This window comes from Rhodococcus sp. C3V, assembly GCF_029269915.1.
In the GTDB taxonomy this organism is placed as follows: domain Bacteria; phylum Actinomycetota; class Actinomycetes; order Mycobacteriales; family Mycobacteriaceae; genus Rhodococcus_F; species Rhodococcus_F qingshengii.
On record NZ_JARJBE010000006.1, the window covers coordinates 314,373 to 334,248 of the forward strand.

The following is a 19,876-nucleotide window of genomic DNA, read 5'->3' on the forward strand; positions in this document are numbered from 1 at the left end:
AAACGGAAGGCAGAAAAATGAGCAGCGACGGCCTGGACGACTGGCCCACCGGCCGGCTGTTGTCCACCGCTGCACGCCTGGTGGAGCACTCGTGGGAGAAGGTCTTGCGGTCTCAGGACATGACGCACGCGGGCCTGATCGTGCTCCACTCGATCGCCGGTGGGGCGGCGTCTCAACGCGACATCGCGAAGAACGCCCGAGTCACCGATCAGACGATGAGCCGCACGATCGACCGTCTCGAACGAGCGGGTTACGTCACTCGTGACACCGATCCGAGGGACGAGCGTCGGCGCGTGATCGCGATAACCGACGCCGGAAGACTGACGTACGAGCGACTACTGACGCTCGAGAAGGAAGATGCGGCGTTGACCGTCGGCGTCGGGGATGTCGCCGCGCTGCGCGAACAACTACTGCGATTGGTTCGCTCACCCGGATTGAAGACGGCAACTCGCGAACAGCAGGAAACGTCTCGCGACTAGAAGGCCGGCCAGGGAATCGTTCGATGGCCGTTCGGCTCAGGCATCACCGCGGACTCGGCGAACTGCATCGCCCGCACCGCCAAAGCCACGATCTCTTCCTCGGTGATCAGTTCGGACAACTCGTCGCCGAGATCCCCGTCGAGAGTTGTCGCGAATTCGGCGACGTCGGCGATCAAAGCACCGGGTACGGGCTGCCCGGCCCACCCCCACAACACGGTCCGCAGCTTGTTCTCCGAGTGAAGACAGATTCCGTGATCAACGCCGTACACCGAGCCGTCGACGCCTTCGAGGGCGTGACCACCTTTGCGGTCGGCGTTGTTGATGAGGACGTCCAGAACGGCCATTCGCTGCAGCCGTGGATCGTCCGCATGGATCAGGGAGACTGGTTCACCCTCCGAGTCGAAGGCCTGCAGGACCTCGAACCACCCCGGCGGAACGTTGCCGGGACTGCACAGGTCCACCATCTCGAGTCCGCCAGATCCATCCGCACGGCGATCGACGGTGTCGATCCATCGCTGCACCATGCCTGGACCGAAGGGGCCGTCCCGCAACACTGTTCGCGGAATCACTCCCCAACCCAGCGCCTCGGACACGCGGTACGACGCGACCTCACGCCCCGCCAGAGTGCCGTCCGGGAAATCCCACAGTGGGCGTTCACCCCGGACCGGCTTGTAGACCACGCGGGTGGACTTCTCCCCCAGAGTCGACTCACATACCAGCGTGGCGTTGCTCGCCGTGGTGATCTGACCGATCAGAGTCAGATCACCCTCGAGCAGCACGTCCGGCACACCAGGTTCGGACACGACGTCAGACCTCGTCGTCGTCTGCGTCGTCGATCGCAAAACCGAAGGACTCGCCGCGTCGGTACCCATTCGTGCGGATGCAGACGTGCCCCTCGGGCGCCAACGGTTCACCACACAGCGGGCACGGCGCGCGTCCCGCCGCGATGACGCGTTCGGACCGCAGCGAAAACTCGCGCGCTTGCTCCGGAGTCAGGAACACACGGACTGCGTCCGGACCGTCGTCGGCGTCGTCGAGGACAACCGATTCGTCGAACTCCGTCTCGCTGACGGCAAGCAGCTCCACGACGACCGCCCCGGCATCGGCGTCCCAACCGAGCCCCATCGTGCCGACCCGGAACTCCGCGTCGAGTGGTGTGACCAGCGGGCTGAGGTCGGAGACGTCGTCGGCTTGTGGCGGAACCTCGGTTCCGAAGCGTCGATGCACCTCTTCGAGGAGTAAGCCCATGCGATCGGCGAGAACCTGAACCTGCTGCTTCTCGAGCAGCACACTCACCACCCGTGATTCGTGCACGGCCTGGAGATAGAAAGACCTGTCACCGGGTTCGCCCACCGTTCCTGCGACAAATCGGTCAGGAGTGCGAAATACGTGAATCGCGCGCGACATTGCACCTCCTCGAGTTCGAGCAGAACATCACTGAATACCCATTATCCGTCACAGCTCACGCACCGACCTCTCCGCCGGGGACGGACTCCTGCGCGGGAGCCGAACCGTTGGTCGCGGCCTTCGCCGCACCGATCGCGGCGAGCACGTCTCCGGTGTCGTTGACGCGAAGAACGAACGGCAGTGTCGCCGTGTAGCGAATCACACTGACCGAGGCGGGCTCGGCGACGATGCGCTGGAACGAATCGAGATGCATCGCAAACGCGTCGGCGAGAACCGATTTGATGACGTCACCGTGCGTGCACGCGATCCAGACGACGTCCTTGCCGTGTTCTTCGGCCAGCCGTGCGTCGTGCTCTCGGATCGCGGCAACGGCTCGCGCCTGTACCTGGGCCAGCCCTTCACCGCCGGGAAACACTGCACCGGAAGCGTGGCGCTGCACCACTTTCCAGAGCGGTTCTTCCAAGAGTTCCTTGAGCGGGCGACCCGTCCAGTCGCCGTAATCGACCTCGATGAGGCGATCCTCGACCACCGGCGTCAGACCACGGTCGACGGCAATGGGGCCGACCGTCTGCTCACACCGCAACAGCGGCGAGCGGACGATCTCCGCGATGTCCAGACCGACCAGCCGATCGACGACGCCTTCGGCCTGTTTCCGGCCGTGGTCGTCGAGTTCCACACCCGGCGTTCGACCGGCCAGGGTATGGGCAGTGTTGGACGTCGACCGCCCGTGCCGCAGTAGGACAACTGTCATTCCACAACCCTAATGGGGCGGTGGCCGCACGGACGGGTGGTCGACGTCGAAACGGGCCCTATGTCGCGGACACGACCCCTGTGGCCAGCAACGCAAGGACGACTACGCCGAGAGCGATTCTGTATCCGACGAACCAGTACATGGAGTGATCGACAACAAATCGAAGCAGCCAGGCGATCGCTGCGTAACCGACCGCGAAGGCGATGACGGTTGCCACCAGCAACTGCGGACCGCTCGCGTTCAGACCCTCACCGGCCGGCTCGAAGGCATCCGGGAGGCTGAACAAACCGGAGGCGAGAACTGCCGGAATCGCCAACAGGAACGAGTAACGGGCTGCGGCCTCACGGGTAAGTCCGAGGAAAAGGCCGGCACTGATCGTGCCACCCGAACGTGAGACACCCGGGATGAGCGCGAGCGCCTGAGCCGAACCCATGATGATGCCGTCGCGCGCTGTGAGCGATTCGATCGGGCGCGTCTTGCGTCCGTAGTACTCGGCAGCAGCGATGACGAGCGCGAACACGATCAGCATCGTGGCAATCAGCCACAGATTGCGTGCGCCGGTACGGATCTGGTCTTTGAAGAAGAACCCGAGGATGCCGACCGGGATGGTGCCGATGATGACATACCAGCCCATCCGGTAATCGAGATCACCCCGGTGCTCGGCATTGAACACACCTCGGAACCAGGCAGTGATGATCCTCACGATGTCGCGTGCGAAGTAGATCAGGACCGCCAACTCGGTGCCGAGCTGCGTCACCGCGGTGAACGACGCGCCGGCGTCACTGCCGAAGAATATCTCCGACACGATTCGCAAATGTCCGGAAGACGAGATGGGCAGGAACTCGGTCAAGCCCTGTACGAGGCCCAGGATCACGGCCTGGAGCCAGGTCATCGCTTCGCCCATCACTCACCGATCCCGGCTGATTCGAATGGGGTTACTGCACACAGGTTTCGTGTGTCGGGTTCACGTTTCACCGGCGCCACGCTACCGGGGCCCACGGCGCCGCGCCGCGCCCGGCACGTCCGTGTCCGAATACCCCGACTCGAGGCGAGCGCCTACTAGTCTGCACGTGGTGAGATCTCTCGGGTGCCGCACTTGCGCACACGAGTCGGGCGCGAGATGCAGGCGGTTATGAAGCACAGATCTGTCGGAACGAGCGGACTTCGGGTCTCGCGACTTGGGCTCGGCACACTGACATGGGGACGCGACACGGACGGCGACGAGGCTGCTGCGCAGCTACTCGCGTTCGCCGAGGCCGGCGGAACCCTGGTCGACACCTCGCCCGCCTACGGCGCCGGTGCGGCGCAACGGATCCTCGCCGAGTTGCTCGACGACGTCGTTCCACGTGACGAACTCATCATCAGCTCGAGCGCCGGCATCGACCCCACACCGATCGGCACCGACCGCGTCGACTGCTCGCGGCGCGGATTGCTCCGCCAGCTCGACGCGACTCTTCGTGAACTCGGAACCGACTTCCTCGACATGTGGCAGGTCGCAACCTGGGATCCGCTCACGCCCGTCGACGAGGTTGCAGCAACCCTCGACTACGCCGTCTCGAGCGGCAAGGTGCGGTACGTCGGAGTTCGCGGCTACCTCGGCTGGCAGCTCGCGACGGCCGTAGGAGCCGGTGGCGCAACAACACTCGCCGCGACGCAGGCCGAGTACTCGTTGCTCGCACGCGGCGTCGAGGAAGAATTGTTCGCAGCGGCGGCCCATCACGGCGTCGGAGTGTTCGCCGCAGTACCCCTCGCGGGCGGTGTGCTGACCGGCAAGTACCGCGACGGCATTCCCGTCGATTCCCGCGGCGCCGACGAAGCACATTCGCAGGATGTGCAGAGCTATCTGACCGATTCCTCGATCCGGGTGGTCGACGCAGTCGTTACCGCTGCCGACGGTCTGGGTACTTCCCCACTGGCGGTGGCACTGGCCTGGGCGCGCGATCGCGCCGGGGTGGCCAGCGCCGTCGTCGGCACGCGTGATCTCGCCCAGTTGACAGGAGTACTGGCAACCGAAGAATTGGAACTTCCGAAAGCGATTGCCGCAGCTCTCGACGATGTGAGCGCTTGATCTGTCCCGCTGATCGAAATACCGGAGGTATCGAGTTGGCGAGGGCAGGCTAACCTAGTAGGCAACGCTTGACTACAGCCTCAGGAGAATCAATGACCACGCTCGACGTAGACAGCCTTTCCGCAGACGCAGGCCCAGCCTTCTCCGAACGAATCAAGACCGAGACGGACGCAGCACACCGCGAGACGGAGCAGTCGCGATTCGTAGGCGCACTACTCGGCGGTGAGCTGACCACGGCTGGCTACGCCGCACTTCTGGGACAGACGTACCTCGTCTACACGAGCCTCGAAGAGGCCGGCCGCACACACGCCGACAACGAGTTGGTCGCCCCGTTCCTGTCCGAGGATCTGTTGCGCGTGGCTTCACTCGAAGCCGATCTCGAGTTCCTCGGCGGACCGAACTGGCGCGACGAACTCGTGGCCCTGCCGGCAACCGAGCGTTACATCGCCCGCCTGAAGGAGGTGGCGTTCGATTGGCCTGCCGGCTTCGTCGCACATCACTACCTTCGGTACATGGGCGATCTCTCGGGCGGACAGATCATCCGCCGGATGCTCGAACGCGCCTACGGATTCGAGACCGACGGACTTCGCTTCTACATCTTCGAAGGCATCCCCAAGCCGAAGCCGTTCAAGGACGACTACCGCTCGAATCTGGATGCACTGCAGATTCCTGCCGAGGAACAGCAGCGTTTCATCGACGAGGTGAATCTGGCATACCGCCTCAACGGCGACCTGTTCGCCGACCTCGAAGGCGACATCGAGAGCTACCTCGTCAAATGATGAAGCGCTTGGCCGCGGCGGCTCTGGTCGCAGCAGCCGGTTTCGGTCTGGTGGCTTGCGGTCCCAGCGACAATTCCACGACATCTCAGGGTGCCAGGACCGCGGTACTCGAAGATTCCAGCCCGGTTCCCGTGTCCGACAACCCGACCGCGACACTGCCCGTGACGGTGAAGAGCTTCGACGGCGTCGACATGACCATCACCGACAACAGCCGGATCGTTGCGGCCGACCGCTACGGGACGCTCGCGACGACGACGGTGGCGCTCGGCCTCGGTGACAATCTCGTCGGCCGCGACACCGCAGCCAAGTTCCCCGCAGTCGCGGACGTGCCGGTTGTCACGGTCGGCGGCCAATCGCTCAACACCGAGGCAATTCTCGACCTCAATCCCACCGTAGTTCTCACCGACACGAGTATCGGGCCCAAGAGCGTCCAGGATCAGTTGCGCGCCGCCGGTGTTCCCGTCGTCTTCTTCGATCCGACCCGAACACTCGAGGGTGTGCCAGGACAACTCCAGGCCGTCGCCGACGCGCTCGGCGTACCCGCCCAGGGCGCAGCGCTGGTCGATCGGACCGAATCGGAAATCGCTGGAGCTCGCGATCTGGTCCCCACCGAGGGCGATCCACTGAAAATCGCATTCCTCTACATGCGCGGATCGGCCATCACCATGATCGGCGGTGAAGGGTCCGGAGCAGATTCCTTGATCGAGGCACTCGGCGCCACCGATGCAGGAACCGCCTCGGGCATCACACAACAGTTCGTGCCCATCACCAGCGAAGCGCTCATCGCCGCAGCGCCTGACGCCCTGCTGATGATGACGGACGGATTGGCATCGATCGGCGGAATCGACGGCCTCGAAAAGGTCCCTGGCATCGCTCAGACGCCGGCTGGAAAGAACAAACGAGTAGTCGACATGGCGGACGGAGTACTGCTCAGCTTCGGGCCGAACACCGGACGCGTCATGGCGGCACTCGCCGAAGCGATCTACGAGCCCGGTGGATCGTGAGCAAAGATTCGTGAGTGCTGATTCGTGAGTACAGAGACAGGTAGTTCCGAAGCAGGTAAGACTGTGTCGGCCGAGGATTCACACGACGTCGGGGGCGCCGACAAGTCGGCGTCTGGCCCCGCGTCGCGGTCGCGGGTGAGTGCGGTTCTGGTCAGCTTGACTCTCGCCCTGGTGATCGTCGCGGTACTGTCGGCGTGCATCGGCCAAGTTCCGACGTCGCCTCTCGAGGTTTTGGGCAGCATCCTGCATCGCATCGGGCTCGACCTCGGTCCGATGCCCGCCCATCCCAGCGGTGAAGTGACTTTGTGGGAGGTTCGATTCCCCCGCGTCGTGCTCGCCATCTGTGTCGGCGCGGCGCTGGGATGTTCCGGTGCGCTCCTGCAGGGTGTGTTCTCCAATCCGCTCGCAGAACCCGGAGTGATCGGAGTGTCTGCGGGCGCGGCAGTTGGCGCGAGTGCTGTCATCGTCGTCGGGGGAACGTTCGTGGCCGGCTGGGCCGTTGCTGCGGCTGCGTTCGTCGCCGGGCTGGTCACCACCGCGGCGGTCTACCTGCTGGCTCGGCACGAAGGCCGAACCGAAGTTGTGACGTTGGTGCTGACGGGCGTCGCGATCAACGCGTTCGCCGGCGGGCTCATCGCGTTCTTCACCTTCGTCGCCAGCCCGTCCGCTCGCGATCAGATCGTGTTCTGGCAACTCGGCTCACTCAACGGCGCTTCCTGGAACGCAGTCCTGATCGTGGCGCCGATGACCGTCGTCGGGATCGCCGCGACCATGATGATCGCCCCACGTCTCGACCTGCTGGCGCTCGGTGAACACGCGGCCCGTCACCTGGGCGTCAACGTCGAACGGCTGCGCCAGTTCGCGGTACTGATCGTCGCTCTCCTGGTCTCGGCGAGTGTTGCCTTCACGGGGATCATCCTCTTCGTCGGCCTGGTCGTTCCGCACCTGATGCGCATTCTTGTCGGACCCGGCCACCGCGCGCTGATTCCGGCGAGTGCCCTCGCCGGCGCACTGGTTCTGCTTGTCGCAGATCTCGGTTCGCGGTCGCTGATCGACAACGCAGACCTGCCCCTCGGAATGCTGACCGCTCTGGTGGGCGGCCCCTTCTTCTTCTGGCTTCTCCGACGCACGCGCGCGCAACAGGGCGGGTGGGCATGAGCAGCCTCGTAAGAAACTGGCGCGAACTGTTCGGCCGCGTCACCCCCGAACCGAAGGGCCCAGCCGTCGGTGATGTCACCCTCGAGGCGCGCGACATCACCGTCGAACGCGGTGGTCGGCAGATTCTGGAAGGCGTGTCCATCGAAGTCCGGGCAGGCGAGCTAGTCGTTCTCGTCGGACCGAACGGCGCCGGTAAGTCGACTCTTCTTGCGGCGTTGGCCGGTGATCAGCCCGTCATCGCTGGGCGGGTGGACGTTGACGGCACCGACCTCACTCAGTGGTCGCCGATCGACATGGCGCGCCGACGCGCGGTGCTCCCCCAGAAACACACCATCGGATTTTCGTTCAGCGCTCGCCAGGTGGTTCGTATGGGACGTGCGCCATGGACCGGAACTCGCCGAGAAGACCGCGACGGCGCTGCTATCACCGCGGCGATGAAGACCTGCGATGTCGAGGGGTTCGCCAATCGGCCGTTCGCCGTGCTGTCCGGCGGCGAGCAGGCGCGGGTCGCGCTGGCCCGGGTACTGGCACAGGAAACGTCGACCATCCTGCTGGACGAGCCGACTGCAGCTCTCGATCTCGGACACCAGGAGGCGGTGATGTCCGTGGCGCGCGCTCGCGCTGCGGACGGCGATGCCGTCGTCGTCGTTTTGCACGACCTCGCGTTGGCAGCGGCGTACGCGGATCGGATCGTCGTGCTCGAAAACGGCCGCATCGCCGCTGACGGTCCCCCGGAATCGGTGTTGCACGAAGAGCTTCTGACCCGCGTCTACGGTTATCCGGTCGAGGTCTTCCCGCATCCGACAACCGGAGCAACGCTGGTCATCCCGCGCCGAGAATTCACCGAACAGAATCGATGATCGATCCCAGCCTGTTCAGGACGGCTCTCACCGTCGGCAGGCTGCGACCGTCGCTCTCACGAACTCCGTCACCGGGACCGGGCTGTGACCAATCAGCCTCCGTGGACAGAACTGCGTCGCGGACCACACCGGCGATGCTTCGCTCGTCGGTCAGATCGATGTCGGTCACCGATCGCTCCGCGGTGGCGACGACGTCTGCAGGGGTCGGCACACTGTGCTCGCAGTATTCGCCGTATACCTCGACGAACAGCATGCTCTTTCGTACGCGGAACGCGAAAGTTCGACCGTCGGACCTGCCGAAACCGTGTGCATGGGCGCCGACGGTGAGGTCCTCGATCTCGAAGCCCGGCCGCGCCGGTTCGGGCGACTGCGCGCCGGAATCGGTGGGTTCTGTGGGAATCACAATGATCTCCTCGGTGATTGCAGCGTCAACCGCAATCGCTGTTCGTACGGTATCGCGTCAAGGGTGTGAGCGGAATGGTCGGTAGTTCCTCGACGCGATGAACGGCGCCCGACTGCGATCAGGGATGATCGATGACAGTCGCACTGCGTGAAGAACAGATGACAAGAAAAAGAGGAACTACACATGGCTCGCCTAGGGATCCGCACCACTGCAGCAGCAATGGGGGCGGCGGTTCTGCTGGTCACAGGATGTTCTTCCGGAGATGGCGGAGACGACCTCATCACGATCGATCCCGCAACGGCAGCGGTCTCACCGGCCACCACCAGTACCCCGGACGGCGTGGTTCACCCGTATTCAGTTCTGATCGATTCCATCACATTCGACCCGATCACGCGCAGCGCTGTAGTGGTTGCCAACGACCCCCGTTCGGTGCTGGTCGTTCCTTCGGACGGTTTGGCCGGCGCCGACCCCGCCTCTGCAGGTCGTCCAACAGCCCTGGATTCCGACGTACGCGACGTTTCGATCGGCTCTGACGGTAGCGCTCTTCTGTCGATGGATCGCCAGGTAGTGAAGCTGAATCTGACTTCGGGCGAACAGACGTCCATCCCGGTAGACGGGCAGGCGAATTCAGCGGTCGAACTCAACGACGGCCGCATCGCGATCGGCACGGACAATGGTTCAGTTCACATCGTCGACCCGAAGACCGATCAGTCACAGACGGTTTCGGGATTCGCATCCGTCGACGAACTCGCGGTCACCGGCGACAACCTGAGCGCCCTCGATCACCGTCAGACCTCGTTGACGGCGATCAACCTCGAAGACGGCAAACTCGGCGTCGCTCTCCGCGCCGGTGAGGGTGCAACTCATCTGGCCACCGATCGCTTCGGACGCATTCTGGTCACCGACACCACCGGCAACGAACTGCTCGTCTTCACTGCCGATCCGCTCCTGATGCACCAGCGCTACCCCGTCGGCGAGTCGCCGTACGCCGTTGCCTACGACGAGACCGCGGATCGGGTGTGGGTGACACTGACCGCGACCAATGAAGTGGTCGGCTTCGATCTGTCGTCCGGCATCCCCGTGGAGACCGGACGGTTCAAGACGGTGCGACAGCCGAATTCGTTGGCCGTAGACTCTTCCAACGGCAATCTGATCGTCGGATCGGCAACCGGTGACGGGCTGCAGGTCATCCCGTCACGGGAGAACTGATGGAAAAGCGTACGCGCGGGATCCCCGCGCAGTGGGAGACGTCGGACGACAAGTTCGACTATGTGCCCCTTCGACTACCGCCGAACGTTTCGCGGGTCACGGCGTCGATGCGTCTGGCGATCTCCGCCGAGTTCGGCGGATGGGAACTCTCCCGAGTCCGTCTCTACCCCGACGGCAGTCGTCGCGTGCTCCTCAAGCGAAAGAAGACGCCGCTGCACGTGACCGATCCGGACGGCATTCAGCACTGATCGTCCAACAGACGACCAGGGCCCGCCGCTGTCGAAACCGCTGACAAAATCACACCATCGAAGAGCTGGAGAATCGTGTACCAACTGCTGCTGAGCCTGATGTTCCGGGTCCCACCGGAACGCATCCACCACATTGCCTTCACCGCGATGAAACTGGTGACACGGTTCGCTCCCCTTCGCTGGCTGGTCGCAAAAGTCCTTGTCGTCGACGACCCGGTTCTGCGGAGTCAGGCATTCGGTCTGACGTTCCCGGCACCTCTCGGCCTCGCCGCAGGATTCGACAAGGACGCCACCGGAGTCGACGCCTGGGGCCCGTTGGGATTCGGTTTCGCCGAGGTCGGAACAGTGACGGCCCAGGCTCAGCCCGGTAACCCCGCGCCGCGTCTCTTCCGTCTTCCGGCCGACCGCGCTCTGATCAACCGGATGGGCTTCAACAACCACGGCGCTGGTCACGCGGCGAATTTCCTGCGACAGCGCCGCGTCACGGTGCCGATCGGTGCCAACATCGGCAAGACCAAGATCGTCGAAGCCGCCGACGCCGCTGCCGACTACACCGCCAGCGCGCAGCTTCTGGGTCCGCTGGCCGACTTCATGGTCGTGAATGTCAGCTCGCCGAACACACCTGGACTCCGTGATCTGCAGGCCGTCGAATCACTGCGCCCGATCCTGCAGGCCGTGCTCGACACCGTCAGCGTGCCGGTACTGGTGAAGATCGCGCCCGACCTCTCGGACGAGGACGTCGACGCGGTCGCCGATCTGGCAATCGAACTCGGACTTGCCGGAATCGTCGCGACCAACACCACGATCCGCCGCGACGGTTTGAAGACCCCGGATGCCGAGGTAGCTGCACTCGGCGCTGGCGGGCTGTCCGGTGCACCGGTTGCCGACCGCTCGCTCGAAGTACTTCGGCGCCTGTACGCCCGAGTGGGCGACAAGATGACCATCATCTCGGTCGGCGGTATCGAGACAGCCGACCAGGCGTGGGAACGCATCCTCGCCGGCGCGACGCTGGTGCAGGGGTACACCGGCTTCATCTACGGCGGACCGTTCTGGGCTCGCAGCATCCACAAGGGGATAGCCAAGCGGGTCCGCGCAGCCGGCTTCTCGTCGATCGCCCAGGCAGTCGGTGCTGAGAACCCTCGCTAGAAACTGCTGTGCGCCTTTATTAACCGCCCGCGGTTAATAAAGGCGCACAGCATAGTGACTATTCGACCTCGAACGTCCCGGTCAAGGTTGCACGCGCAATCGCGTGATGGAACACGTTGAAACCGAGGAACGCCGGCGACGAATCAGGGGTGACTCCGTCGAGCGCCTCCACGTCGAGGGCATGCACCGCGACGATGTAGCGATGCGGACCGTGCCCGGGAGGCGGGCCTGCACCGATGAAACCGAACCCACCACCGTCGTGGCGGAGGGTGACGGTTCCGGCGGGCAGGACATCGCTGTCCGCCGCGCCGGCACCGGCGGGGAGCTCGGTGACGGAAGCGGGGATGTTCGCCACGGCCCAGTGCCAGAATCCTGACGCCGTCGGTGCGTCCGGATCGAACACCGTCACGACGAAGCTCTTCGTCTCGGCCGGAAAGCCGGACCACGAGAGCTGCGGTGAGATGTCTTCGCCACCGGGGACACCGAAGGCTCCACTGGCCTGAGCAAGCTTCAGCGGCTGGCCCGCAGTGATGTCGTCACTGGTCAGCTCGAAACTCGGCAACTTCGGCAATGGTTCGTACGGATCGTGCGCCATGCGAATCCTTTCTGTGACAAGAGAGCTCGATGTGCGTCGAGCTCACGGATCTATCTACGTGCTCGTCAGGAATTGAGCAGGAAATGTTCCAGAACACGTGTCCCGAACAGTAGTGCGTCCACCGGAACTCGCTCGTCGACGCCGTGGAACAGCGCGCTGAAATCCAGCTCGGGCGGCAACTGCAAAGGTGCGAAGCCGAAGCAGCGAATGCCCAGTTTCGCGAATGCCTTCGCGTCGGTTCCGCCGGAGAGCATGTACGGAACTGTGCGAGCCTCCGGATCGTGGGCGAGGATCGCCTCGTTCATGGCGTCTACGAGGTGGCCGTCGAACGTTGTTTCGTACGAATCCAGCTTGGTGATCCACTCGCGGGTCACGTCGGGACCAATCAGTTGGTCCACCGTGCGCTCGAATTCGGCCTGCCGGCCCGGCAGCACGCGGCAGTCGAAGACCGCCTCGGCAGTCTGCGGAATGACGTTCGCCTTGTATCCGGCCTTGAGCATCGTCGGGTTCGCCGTGTCACGGAACGTCGCCCCGATGATGTTGGCGATCGTCCCCAACTTCGCGAGAGTCCCGTCGATGTCGGGTGATCCCGGATCGAAGTCCAATCCGGTCTCCTCGCCGACGGCGGTCAGGAACTCCGCGACCGAATCCGAGATCACGATCGGGAACTGGTGGGCAGCAAGCCTCGAGACCGCGCCGGCGAGTGTCGCGACTGCGTTGTCGTCGTGGAGGAAGGAGCCGTGTCCGGCGCGTCCCTTGGCAGTCAGACGCATCCAACCGAGGCCCTTTTCCGCAGTCTCCACGAGGTAGAGACGGCGGTCGGTTCCGTCAGGCCGCGGAACCGTCAGCGAGAAACCGCCGACCTCACCCACGGCCTCGGTCACTCCCTCGAACAGATCCGGGCGGTGCTCGACCAGCCACTGGCATCCGTACTTTCCGCCCGCTTCCTCGTCTGCCACGAAGGCGAACACCAGATCACGCGGCGGTACGACGCCTTCCGCCTTGAACTGTCTGGCGAGGGCCAGGATCATCCCGACCATGTCCTTCATGTCCACGGCGCCGCGCCCCCAGACGTAACCGTCCTGGACGGTGCCGGCAAAGGGATGGACGCTCCAGTCGGCGGGCTCGGCCGGAACTACGTCGAGGTGACCGTGAAGCATCAACGCACCACGACCCGACTCGGCTCCCTTCAAGCGAGCAAAGACATTCCCACGGCCGGGTGCTCCGGACTCGACGTATTCCGTCTCGTAACCGACTTCTTGAAGCTGCGCGGCAACCCACTCCGCGCACGCACGCTCGCCTTTGGTGGTTTCGAGTTCTCCCGTGTTCGAGGTGTCGAAGCGGATGAGGGAACTGACCAGTTCGACTACTTCTGCTTCGGCTCTGCTCGGATTCGGATTATTCGGGGTTGTGGTCATTCCACTTTCCTACCATCGAATCAAACGACGCGGGCGACCGGAATGCCCCGCAACCTGGCGATTTGGGGCAGCTCACCTAATCGGATACTCTTTCCCAGCACCGAGAAATCGGGGCCGAGTCCGAGTGGCGGAATGGCAGACGCGCTAGCTTGAGGTGCTAGTGTCCTATTAACGGACGTGGGGGTTCAAGTCCCCCCTCGGACACTCGAATACAGCAGAAAGACCCCAGCCTGATCAGGCTGGGGTCTTTTTGCTGTGCGCCTTTATTAACCCCCGGCGGTTAATAAAGGCGCACAGCAGTGGGGCGATTTGGGACCTGGGGATGGCATCGGATACTCTTTCCCAGCACCGAGAAATCGGGGCCGAGTCCGAGTGGCGGAATGGCAGACGCGCTAGCTTGAGGTGCTAGTGTCCTATTAACGGACGTGGGGGTTCAAGTCCCCCCTCGGACACTCTGTGTTGAGACAGACAGGAAAAGCTCCGGTTCATCGAACCGGAGCTTTTCTCGTAATTGGCGAAGTTCCCGCACCAGGGAACAGTCCGCGCGAGCGGCGATCGAGATGGAACAGAAGTTCGAAGTGGATACAGACACCAAGAAGTCGGATGCACTGCAGGCAGATTCGCTGGAAACAGCCGATTCAGAATCTGCTCGAGCCGAACTCACCGGACTCGACCCCGCGGAACTCGAAATCTGCCTGAAGGTCCTTTCCGAAGCCGCCGAACTCGACGACGAGCATCCCGATTCGATCACCATGCAGCGCGCTGTCGGCCATCTGTTCAAGCGACTCAAGAAGAAGCGTCGCCTCGCCTCGCGCGCAGCCGTCAACGAAGCCGACCGCCAAGTGGTCGCTGCGACTGCCACCGGTTCACCCGATCGCATCGACGACGAGACCGCAGGCATTCCGATCAAGTCGAACACCGCCGGCGCCTCCGCCGGAACGCTCATCAAGGCGCGGCCGTGCTACATCTGCAAGCAGCGCTACACCGCAGTCGACGCCTTCTACCACCAACTGTGCCCCGATTGCGCTGCCACCAGCCGCAGCAAACGTGATGCCAGCACTGATCTCACCGGCCGACGCGCACTTCTGACCGGCGGCCGCGCGAAGATCGGCATGTACATCGCGTTGCGCCTGCTGCGTGACGGCGCACATCTGACCATCACGACGCGATTCCCCAACGACGCGATCCGCCGATTCAAAGCGATGGAAGACAGCAACGACTGGATTCACCGTCTGCGCATCGTCGGCATCGACCTCCGCGACCCCGCCCAGGTTGTTGCACTCGCGGATTCCGTTGCCGCACAGGGTCCACTCGACATCCTCATCAACAACGCCGCGCAAACCGTCCGACGCTCCCCCGGTGCCTACGGCGCTCTGGTCGACGCCGAGTCCGGTGCGCTTCCCGCCGGTGAACTGCCTGATGTCCTGACTTTCGGCAAGACGAGCGACGCCCACCCCGCGGCTCTGGCCGGATCGCTGTCGGACGTCGCAAGCATCACCTCCGGAAATCTGTCCGCCGACGCGGTCAGTTCACTCGCCCTCGTCGCCAAGTCGGCGTCACCCGATCGCATCGAGCAGGGCATCGCCATCGACGCGGGCGGGCTGCTGCCCGACCTCGCGCACACCAACAGCTGGGTTCAGACCGTCGAAGAGGTCGATCCGATCGAGCTTCTCGAAGTCCAACTCTGCAACTCGGTCGCGCCCTTCATCCTCGTTTCGCGCTTGCGCCCGTCGATGGCTGCGTCCGCTGCGCGACGCAAGTACGTCGTGAACGTTTCCGCCATGGAAGGCCAGTTCAGCCGCGCGTACAAGGGCCCTGGCCACCCGCACACCAACATGGCCAAGGCAGCACTGAACATGCTGACCCGCACCAGCTCCAAGGAAATGCTCGACGACGGCATCCTCATGACCGCCGTCGACACCGGCTGGATCACCGACGAACGCCCACACTTCACCAAGATGCGGTTGGCCGACGAAGGTTTTCACGCACCACTCGACCTCGTCGACGGTGCCGCCCGCGTCTACGACCCCATCGTTCAGGGTGAACTGGGCGTCGACCTGCACGGCTGCTTCCTCAAGGACTACAAACCCTCGCCGTGGTGATCGGCAGCACGCCGCATTCGTGATGGGCAGCACCCAGCCGCCCCGATGTGGCGATCTCGTCACCCCCGAACCCCCGTGTCGAGTAGCTCATTTCAGGTAGAGCACAGCATTGCAGGCGATAATGGAGCCGACACTGCTCACCGACTCGGAGGAACCATGACGATCGCCGTCGTACACAAGGACAGCCCGGAAGGCCGTGCCGCAATCGTGGCCGCTGCACGGGAATCCGTGGGTCGAAGCGAGGAACTGCTGGTTCTGCACGTCCTGGACGACGTCAACATCGGAGGCACGGTCAACCTCGGAGACACCGAGGACGATCGGGCCGCTCTTCGCGGCGAGATCCAGTCAGCGCTCGACGCCGGTGGATTCTCGGAGACGAAGTGGGATCTGCGCACCACAGAGCACGACGGCGATCCGGTTACCGCGCTCGTCGACCTGGTCCACGGCGCGGGTGTCGATCTCCTGATCGTCGGAACACGCCGGATGTCCCCCATCGGCAAGTTCCTGCTCGAACGCCCGCTGCAACGCCTGTTGCTCGAAGTCGAGGCTCCGATCCTCGTCGTGAAGGAGCCCCTCCCCGCCGAGTGACCGCGGTCACATCACTTTCGACTACTCGTTTGTAGGCTGGCTCCATGACTGGAACCTCGCCCGCCCGAGAACTCGACATCATCGTCTACGGAGCGAGCGGCTTCGTCGGTAAGCTTCTCGCCGACTACCTCGTCAAACATGCTCCCGAAGGCACGAAGATCGGCCTCGGTGGCCGCTCCCTCGAGAAGTTGGCAGCCACTCGCGCCGATCTGGGTACTGCCGCTGCCGATCTCCCCCTGATCATCGCCGAAGCCGACGACGCCACGGCGCTGAGGGCACTCGCCCAGCGAACCCGGGTCGTCGCCACCACGGTCGGCCCGTATGCCAAGTACGGCCACGCCCTTGTTCACGAATGCGCCTCCGCCGGAACTCATTACGTCGACCTGACCGGTGAGGTGCTGTTCCACCGCGAGAGCATCGACGACAACCATGAGCTGGCGGTCTCGACCGGTGCCAAGATCGTCCATTCCTGCGGATTCGATTCCATCCCTTCCGATCTCGGAGTTCACGTCCTGCACGAGAAGGTCGCCGCCGACGGCGCCGGCGAGCTCACCGACACCACCCTGGTGGTCACGGCCCTGCGCGGCGGCGTGAGCGGTGGCACCATCGATTCGCTTCGCAACCAGATCGACGTGTCGAAAGACGATGCGCGCCTGCGGAAACTTGCTGCCTCGCCGTACTCGCTGAGCCCCGATCGTGATCGGGAGCCCGAACTCGGACGCCAGAGCGACGTGAGCGTGGTCGACGGCAAGAAGATCGATCCTTCGCTGAAGGGGTGGAAAGCGCCGTTCGTGATGGCGTCGTACAACACACGAGTCGTCCGTCGCAGCAATGCGCTCCGAGAGTGGGCGTACGGCAAGAAGTTCAAGTACAGCGAGGTGATGAGTGTCGGCTCTTCGGTGGTGTCACCGGTGATTGCGGGCGGCGTGGCGGTCGGCCTCGGTGCGCTGGTCGCCGGACTCGCCCTTCCCCCGACGCGCTTCCTTCTCGACAAGGTATTGCCGGCTCCCGGTGAAGGTCCGAGCGAGAGCACCCAGAAGAAGGGCCACTTCACGCTCGACGTGTTCACCACGACCACGACCGGCGCCCGATACACCTCACGAGTGAAGGCGAAGGGCGACCCGGGATACAGCGCGACGGCGGTAATGCTCGGCGAATCTGCGTTGTCGTTGGCGAAGGACCAAAAGGCTCTTCCCCCGGCCACCGGCGTTTTGACTCCAGCGACAGCGCTCGGCGACGTCCTGGTCGAGCGTCTACGCGCGGCTGGTTTCGAGATTTCCGCGCGCAAACTCTAGACAGAACGAATTTCACTTGATCGTTTCAGCTCTTCGCGCCCGATTATCGCAGCTCAGGGCGCGGACAGCGGTGGGAATACTCCCAGGTAACATTGATGTTGGTTCATGGCATCCATATGTGATGCTCCGCTTTCGGAAAAGTGAGGCTATTCATGACTGAGCGCGTTCAGGTCGGCAGTCTTCAGGTTGCCAAGGTTCTCTACGACTTCGTGGTCGAGGAGGCTCTTCCCGGCACCGGTGTAGACGCCGAAACGTTCTGGGCCGGCGCCGACAAGGTCATCACCGAGCTCGCACCGAAGAACCGCGACTTGCTTGCCAAGCGTGACGATCTGCAGGCTCAGATCGATCAGTGGCATCGCGATCACGCCGGCGCTCCCATCGACGCCGCTGCATACAAGGCGTTCCTGCAGGAAATCGGCTACCTCCTGCCGACGCCTGCCGAATTCTCGGTCACCACCGCGAACGTCGACACCGAGATCACCTCGACGGCCGGCCCGCAGTTGGTCGTGCCGATCCTCAACGCGCGCTTCGCACTCAACGCGTCCAACGCCCGCTGGGGTTCGTTGTACGACGCGCTGTACGGCACCAACGCCATCTCCGAGGAGAACGGCGCCGAGAAGGGTTCCGGCTACAACAAGGTCCGCGGCGACAAGGTCATCGCCTGGGCGCGTGAATTCCTCGATGCGGCAGCACCTCTCGCGTCGGGATCGCATGCAGATTCAACCAAGTACGTTGTCGACGGCAGTGAACTGAAGATCACGTTGGCAGACGGTACTGTCACCACGCTCGCCCAGCCGGAGAAGTTCGTCGGCTACCTCGGCGAGAAGGACGCACCGACGAGCATCCTGCTGCTGAACAACGGATTGCACGCCGAGATCCAGATCGACGCCTCGTCCCCGATCGGCAGCACCGACGCCGCCGGCGTCAAGGACGTCGTTCTCGAATCCGCCGTCACCACGATCATGGACTTCGAGGACTCGGTCGCCGCTGTCGACGCCGACGACAAGGTTGTCGGCTACCGAAACTGGTTGGGTCTCAACCGTGGTGACTTGTCCGAGGAGATCAAGAAGGGCGCCAAGTCCTTCACCCGCACGCTCAACGGCGACCGTAAGTACACCGCAGTCGACGGCAGCGAACTCAGCCTGCACGGTCGTTCGCTCCTGTTCGTCCGCAACGTCGGTCACCTCATGACCAACCCCGCGATCCTCGACGCCGACGGCAACGAGGTCCCCGAGGGCATCCTCGACGCCTTGATCACCAGTGCCTGTGCAGTGCACGGCCTCTCGATCAGTGACGCCAACGGACCGCTCGACAACAGCCGCACCGGCTCGATCTACATCGTCAAGCCCAAGCAGCACGGTCCCGAGGAAGTTGCCTTCACCACCGAACTGTTCGGCCGTGTCGAGCAGGTCCTCGGGCTTCCGGAGAACACGCTCAAGGTCGGCATCATGGACGAGGAGCGTCGTACGACGGTCAACCTCGCTGCCTGCATCAAGGAAGCCGTCGACCGCGTGGTGTTCATCAACACCGGCTTCCTCGACCGCACCGGCGACGAGATCCACACCTCCATGGAAGCCGGCGCGATGGTCCGCAAGGCCGAGATGAAGAAGCAGAAGTGGATCGGTGCGTACGAGGACTGGAACGTCGACACCGGTCTGGCCTGCGGTCTGCAGGGCAAGGCTCAGATCGGCAAGGGCATGTGGGCCATGACCGAGTTGATGGCAGACATGCTCGAGCAGAAGATCGGTCACCCCAAGGCCGGCGCCAACACCGCATGGGTACCTTCGCCGACCGGCGCAACGCTGCACGCGACGCACTACCACCGCGTCGACGTGTTCGCTGTTCAGGACAGCCTGAAGGGAAAGCCGCGTGCGAGCGTCGACGACATCCTGACCATCCCGCTCGCTCCCAGCACCGACTGGACGGACGCGGAGAAGAAGGAAGAGCTCGACAACAACTGCCAGTCCATCCTCGGCTACGTGGTCCGTTGGATCGACGCGGGCGTTGGCTGCTCCAAGGTTCCCGACATCCACGATGTCGCGCTCATGGAGGATCGCGCCACGCTGCGCATCTCGAGCCAGCTACTCGCCAACTGGCTGCGTCACGGCATCGTCAGCGAGAGCGACGTTGTCAGTGCACTCGAGCGCATGGCCCCGGTTGTCGACCGTCAGAACGAGGGCGACGCCGAGTACCGCAACATGGCACCTGATTTCGATTCCAACATCGCGTTCCAGGCTGCCAAGGAACTCATCCTCGAAGGCGCGAAGCAGCCCAGCGGATACACGGAGCCGATCCTGCATCGCCGCCGCCGCGAGTACAAGGCCGCCAACGCCTGATTTCACCTTCTTCGAACTCGAAGCTGAACC

General features: G+C 63.7%; 20 protein-coding genes and 2 tRNA genes. 15 read left to right on the forward strand and 7 right to left on the reverse strand.

The window, feature by feature from the left end; translation table 11 throughout:
* Positions 1 to 17 precede the first annotated feature (17 nt).
* The gene (locus P3G66_RS18165) at positions 18 to 479 is read left to right on the forward strand and encodes a MarR family transcriptional regulator (RefSeq protein WP_003946187.1); all 462 of its coding nucleotides are present in this window, start codon (positions 18 to 20) and stop codon (positions 477 to 479) included.
* On the opposite strand, the gene P3G66_RS18170 is transcribed toward P3G66_RS18165, so the two are convergent.
* From P3G66_RS18170 to P3G66_RS18185, 4 genes are read right to left on the reverse strand one after another with little or no spacing between them, the layout of a single operon-like run.
* Entirely contained in the window at positions 476 to 1,282 is an 807-nt protein-coding gene (locus P3G66_RS18170; RefSeq protein WP_030537533.1) for an SCO1664 family protein, read from the reverse strand. The genes P3G66_RS18165 and P3G66_RS18170 overlap by 4 nt on opposite strands.
* A gap of 4 nt (positions 1,283 to 1,286) precedes the next feature.
* Complete coding sequence (locus P3G66_RS18175; protein WP_003946200.1) at positions 1,287 to 1,886, reverse strand: DUF3090 domain-containing protein; 600 nt, start codon at positions 1,884 to 1,886, stop codon at positions 1,287 to 1,289.
* A 55-nt stretch (positions 1,887 to 1,941) separates the two neighbouring features.
* Positions 1,942 to 2,637 carry a histidine phosphatase family protein gene (locus P3G66_RS18180; RefSeq protein ID WP_003946173.1) on the reverse strand — a complete coding sequence of 232 codons (696 nt, stop codon included), beginning with the start codon at positions 2,635 to 2,637 and terminating at the stop codon, positions 1,942 to 1,944.
* A gap of 58 nt (positions 2,638 to 2,695) precedes the next feature.
* The gene (locus P3G66_RS18185) at positions 2,696 to 3,541 is read right to left on the reverse strand and encodes an undecaprenyl-diphosphate phosphatase (RefSeq protein ID WP_030537531.1); all 846 of its coding nucleotides are present in this window, start codon (positions 3,539 to 3,541) and stop codon (positions 2,696 to 2,698) included.
* Between the two features lie 228 nt (positions 3,542 to 3,769).
* Here P3G66_RS18185 and P3G66_RS18190 point away from each other — a divergent pair, with 228 nt between their 5' ends.
* From P3G66_RS18190 to P3G66_RS18210, 5 genes are all read left to right on the forward strand, one after another.
* The gene (locus P3G66_RS18190) at positions 3,770 to 4,705 is read left to right on the forward strand and encodes an aldo/keto reductase (RefSeq protein ID WP_003946175.1); all 936 of its coding nucleotides are present in this window, start codon (positions 3,770 to 3,772) and stop codon (positions 4,703 to 4,705) included.
* A 92-nt stretch (positions 4,706 to 4,797) separates the two neighbouring features.
* Positions 4,798 to 5,484: a biliverdin-producing heme oxygenase gene (locus P3G66_RS18195; RefSeq protein WP_003946162.1), complete on the forward strand. Its 687-nt coding sequence runs from the start codon at positions 4,798 to 4,800 to the stop codon at positions 5,482 to 5,484.
* Complete coding sequence (locus P3G66_RS18200; protein ID WP_276116957.1) at positions 5,481 to 6,488, forward strand: ABC transporter substrate-binding protein; 1,008 nt, start codon at positions 5,481 to 5,483, stop codon at positions 6,486 to 6,488. Before P3G66_RS18195 ends, P3G66_RS18200 begins: the two co-directional genes overlap by 4 nt.
* Positions 6,489 to 6,551: 63 nt before the next feature.
* Positions 6,552 to 7,646, forward strand: a complete 1,095-nt coding sequence (locus P3G66_RS18205; protein WP_042451000.1) for an iron ABC transporter permease — start codon at positions 6,552 to 6,554, stop codon at positions 7,644 to 7,646.
* Entirely contained in the window at positions 7,643 to 8,506 is an 864-nt protein-coding gene (locus P3G66_RS18210) for a heme ABC transporter ATP-binding protein (RefSeq protein WP_219467047.1), read from the forward strand. Before P3G66_RS18205 ends, P3G66_RS18210 begins: the two co-directional genes overlap by 4 nt.
* On the opposite strand, the gene P3G66_RS18215 is transcribed toward P3G66_RS18210, so the two are convergent.
* Positions 8,487 to 8,909 carry a hypothetical protein gene (locus P3G66_RS18215; RefSeq protein WP_042924727.1) on the reverse strand — a complete coding sequence of 141 codons (423 nt, stop codon included), beginning with the start codon at positions 8,907 to 8,909 and terminating at the stop codon, positions 8,487 to 8,489. The two genes, P3G66_RS18210 and P3G66_RS18215, sit on opposite strands and share 20 nt — an antisense overlap.
* A gap of 183 nt (positions 8,910 to 9,092) precedes the next feature.
* Here P3G66_RS18215 and P3G66_RS18220 point away from each other — a divergent pair, with 183 nt between their 5' ends.
* The 3 genes from P3G66_RS18220 to P3G66_RS18230 all read left to right on the forward strand — a co-directional run bounded on the left by P3G66_RS18220 (position 9,093) and on the right by P3G66_RS18230 (position 11,512).
* Positions 9,093 to 10,118, forward strand: a complete 1,026-nt coding sequence (locus P3G66_RS18220) for a hypothetical protein (protein ID WP_219467049.1) — start codon at positions 9,093 to 9,095, stop codon at positions 10,116 to 10,118.
* Positions 10,118 to 10,366 carry a DUF5703 family protein gene (locus P3G66_RS18225; RefSeq protein WP_003946171.1) on the forward strand — a complete coding sequence of 83 codons (249 nt, stop codon included), beginning with the start codon at positions 10,118 to 10,120 and terminating at the stop codon, positions 10,364 to 10,366. Before P3G66_RS18220 ends, P3G66_RS18225 begins: the two co-directional genes overlap by 1 nt.
* 75 nt (positions 10,367 to 10,441) lie before the next feature.
* Positions 10,442 to 11,512 (forward strand): quinone-dependent dihydroorotate dehydrogenase, encoded by a 1,071-nt coding sequence (locus P3G66_RS18230; protein ID WP_007733393.1) that lies wholly within the window; start codon positions 10,442 to 10,444, stop codon positions 11,510 to 11,512.
* 58 nt (positions 11,513 to 11,570) lie between these two features.
* Here the strand turns inward: P3G66_RS18230 and P3G66_RS18235 are convergent, their stop codons facing one another.
* Both P3G66_RS18235 and P3G66_RS18240 read right to left on the reverse strand, forming a co-directional pair.
* The gene (locus P3G66_RS18235; RefSeq protein ID WP_054827756.1) at positions 11,571 to 12,107 is read right to left on the reverse strand and encodes a YbhB/YbcL family Raf kinase inhibitor-like protein; all 537 of its coding nucleotides are present in this window, start codon (positions 12,105 to 12,107) and stop codon (positions 11,571 to 11,573) included.
* A gap of 65 nt (positions 12,108 to 12,172) precedes the next feature.
* Positions 12,173 to 13,525 carry a M20/M25/M40 family metallo-hydrolase gene (locus tag P3G66_RS18240; RefSeq protein WP_003946170.1) on the reverse strand — a complete coding sequence of 451 codons (1,353 nt, stop codon included), beginning with the start codon at positions 13,523 to 13,525 and terminating at the stop codon, positions 12,173 to 12,175.
* A gap of 118 nt (positions 13,526 to 13,643) precedes the next feature.
* Here P3G66_RS18240 and P3G66_RS18245 point away from each other — a divergent pair.
* The 6 genes from P3G66_RS18245 (at position 13,644) to P3G66_RS18270 (ending at position 19,846) form a co-directional block, all read left to right on the forward strand.
* Positions 13,644 to 13,729: transfer RNA gene (locus tag P3G66_RS18245), tRNA-Leu, on the forward strand.
* A gap of 162 nt (positions 13,730 to 13,891) precedes the next feature.
* Positions 13,892 to 13,977, forward strand: a tRNA-Leu gene (locus P3G66_RS18250).
* A gap of 108 nt (positions 13,978 to 14,085) precedes the next feature.
* The gene (locus tag P3G66_RS18255) at positions 14,086 to 15,627 is read left to right on the forward strand and encodes an SDR family NAD(P)-dependent oxidoreductase (RefSeq protein WP_166810138.1); all 1,542 of its coding nucleotides are present in this window, start codon (positions 14,086 to 14,088) and stop codon (positions 15,625 to 15,627) included.
* A gap of 156 nt (positions 15,628 to 15,783) precedes the next feature.
* Positions 15,784 to 16,215, forward strand: coding sequence for a universal stress protein (locus tag P3G66_RS18260; RefSeq protein ID WP_230358692.1), 432 nt, complete (start codon positions 15,784 to 15,786; stop codon positions 16,213 to 16,215).
* A gap of 44 nt (positions 16,216 to 16,259) precedes the next feature.
* Positions 16,260 to 17,510 carry a saccharopine dehydrogenase NADP-binding domain-containing protein gene (locus P3G66_RS18265; RefSeq protein ID WP_070161058.1) on the forward strand — a complete coding sequence of 417 codons (1,251 nt, stop codon included), beginning with the start codon at positions 16,260 to 16,262 and terminating at the stop codon, positions 17,508 to 17,510.
* Between the two features lie 152 nt (positions 17,511 to 17,662).
* Entirely contained in the window at positions 17,663 to 19,846 is a 2,184-nt protein-coding gene (locus P3G66_RS18270) for a malate synthase G (protein WP_064074336.1), read from the forward strand.
* Positions 19,847 to 19,876 lie beyond the last annotated feature (30 nt).

Coding starts and splice junctions, on each gene's coding strand:
- P3G66_RS18265 (WP_070161058.1), top strand. CDS start 16,260: ATGACTGGAACCTCGCCCGCCCGAGAACTCGACATCATCGTCTACGGA.
- P3G66_RS18225 (WP_003946171.1), top strand. CDS start 10,118: ATGGAAAAGCGTACGCGCGGGATCCCCGCGCAGTGGGAGACGTCGGAC.
- P3G66_RS18195 (WP_003946162.1), top strand. CDS start 4,798: ATGACCACGCTCGACGTAGACAGCCTTTCCGCAGACGCAGGCCCAGCC.
- P3G66_RS18165 (WP_003946187.1), top strand. CDS start 18: ATGAGCAGCGACGGCCTGGACGACTGGCCCACCGGCCGGCTGTTGTCC.
- P3G66_RS18260 (WP_230358692.1), top strand. CDS start 15,784: ATGACGATCGCCGTCGTACACAAGGACAGCCCGGAAGGCCGTGCCGCA.
- P3G66_RS18180 (WP_003946173.1), bottom strand. CDS start 2,637: ATGACAGTTGTCCTACTGCGGCACGGGCGGTCGACGTCCAACACTGCC.
- P3G66_RS18255 (WP_166810138.1), top strand. CDS start 14,086: ATGGAACAGAAGTTCGAAGTGGATACAGACACCAAGAAGTCGGATGCA.
- P3G66_RS18200 (WP_276116957.1), top strand. CDS start 5,481: ATGATGAAGCGCTTGGCCGCGGCGGCTCTGGTCGCAGCAGCCGGTTTC.
- P3G66_RS18240 (WP_003946170.1), bottom strand. CDS start 13,525: ATGACCACAACCCCGAATAATCCGAATCCGAGCAGAGCCGAAGCAGAA.
- P3G66_RS18220 (WP_219467049.1), top strand. CDS start 9,093: ATGGCTCGCCTAGGGATCCGCACCACTGCAGCAGCAATGGGGGCGGCG.
- P3G66_RS18270 (WP_064074336.1), top strand. CDS start 17,663: ATGACTGAGCGCGTTCAGGTCGGCAGTCTTCAGGTTGCCAAGGTTCTC.
- P3G66_RS18185 (WP_030537531.1), bottom strand. CDS start 3,541: ATGGGCGAAGCGATGACCTGGCTCCAGGCCGTGATCCTGGGCCTCGTA.
- P3G66_RS18175 (WP_003946200.1), bottom strand. CDS start 1,886: ATGTCGCGCGCGATTCACGTATTTCGCACTCCTGACCGATTTGTCGCA.
- P3G66_RS18235 (WP_054827756.1), bottom strand. CDS start 12,107: ATGGCGCACGATCCGTACGAACCATTGCCGAAGTTGCCGAGTTTCGAG.
- P3G66_RS18190 (WP_003946175.1), top strand. CDS start 3,770: ATGAAGCACAGATCTGTCGGAACGAGCGGACTTCGGGTCTCGCGACTT.
- P3G66_RS18210 (WP_219467047.1), top strand. CDS start 7,643: ATGAGCAGCCTCGTAAGAAACTGGCGCGAACTGTTCGGCCGCGTCACC.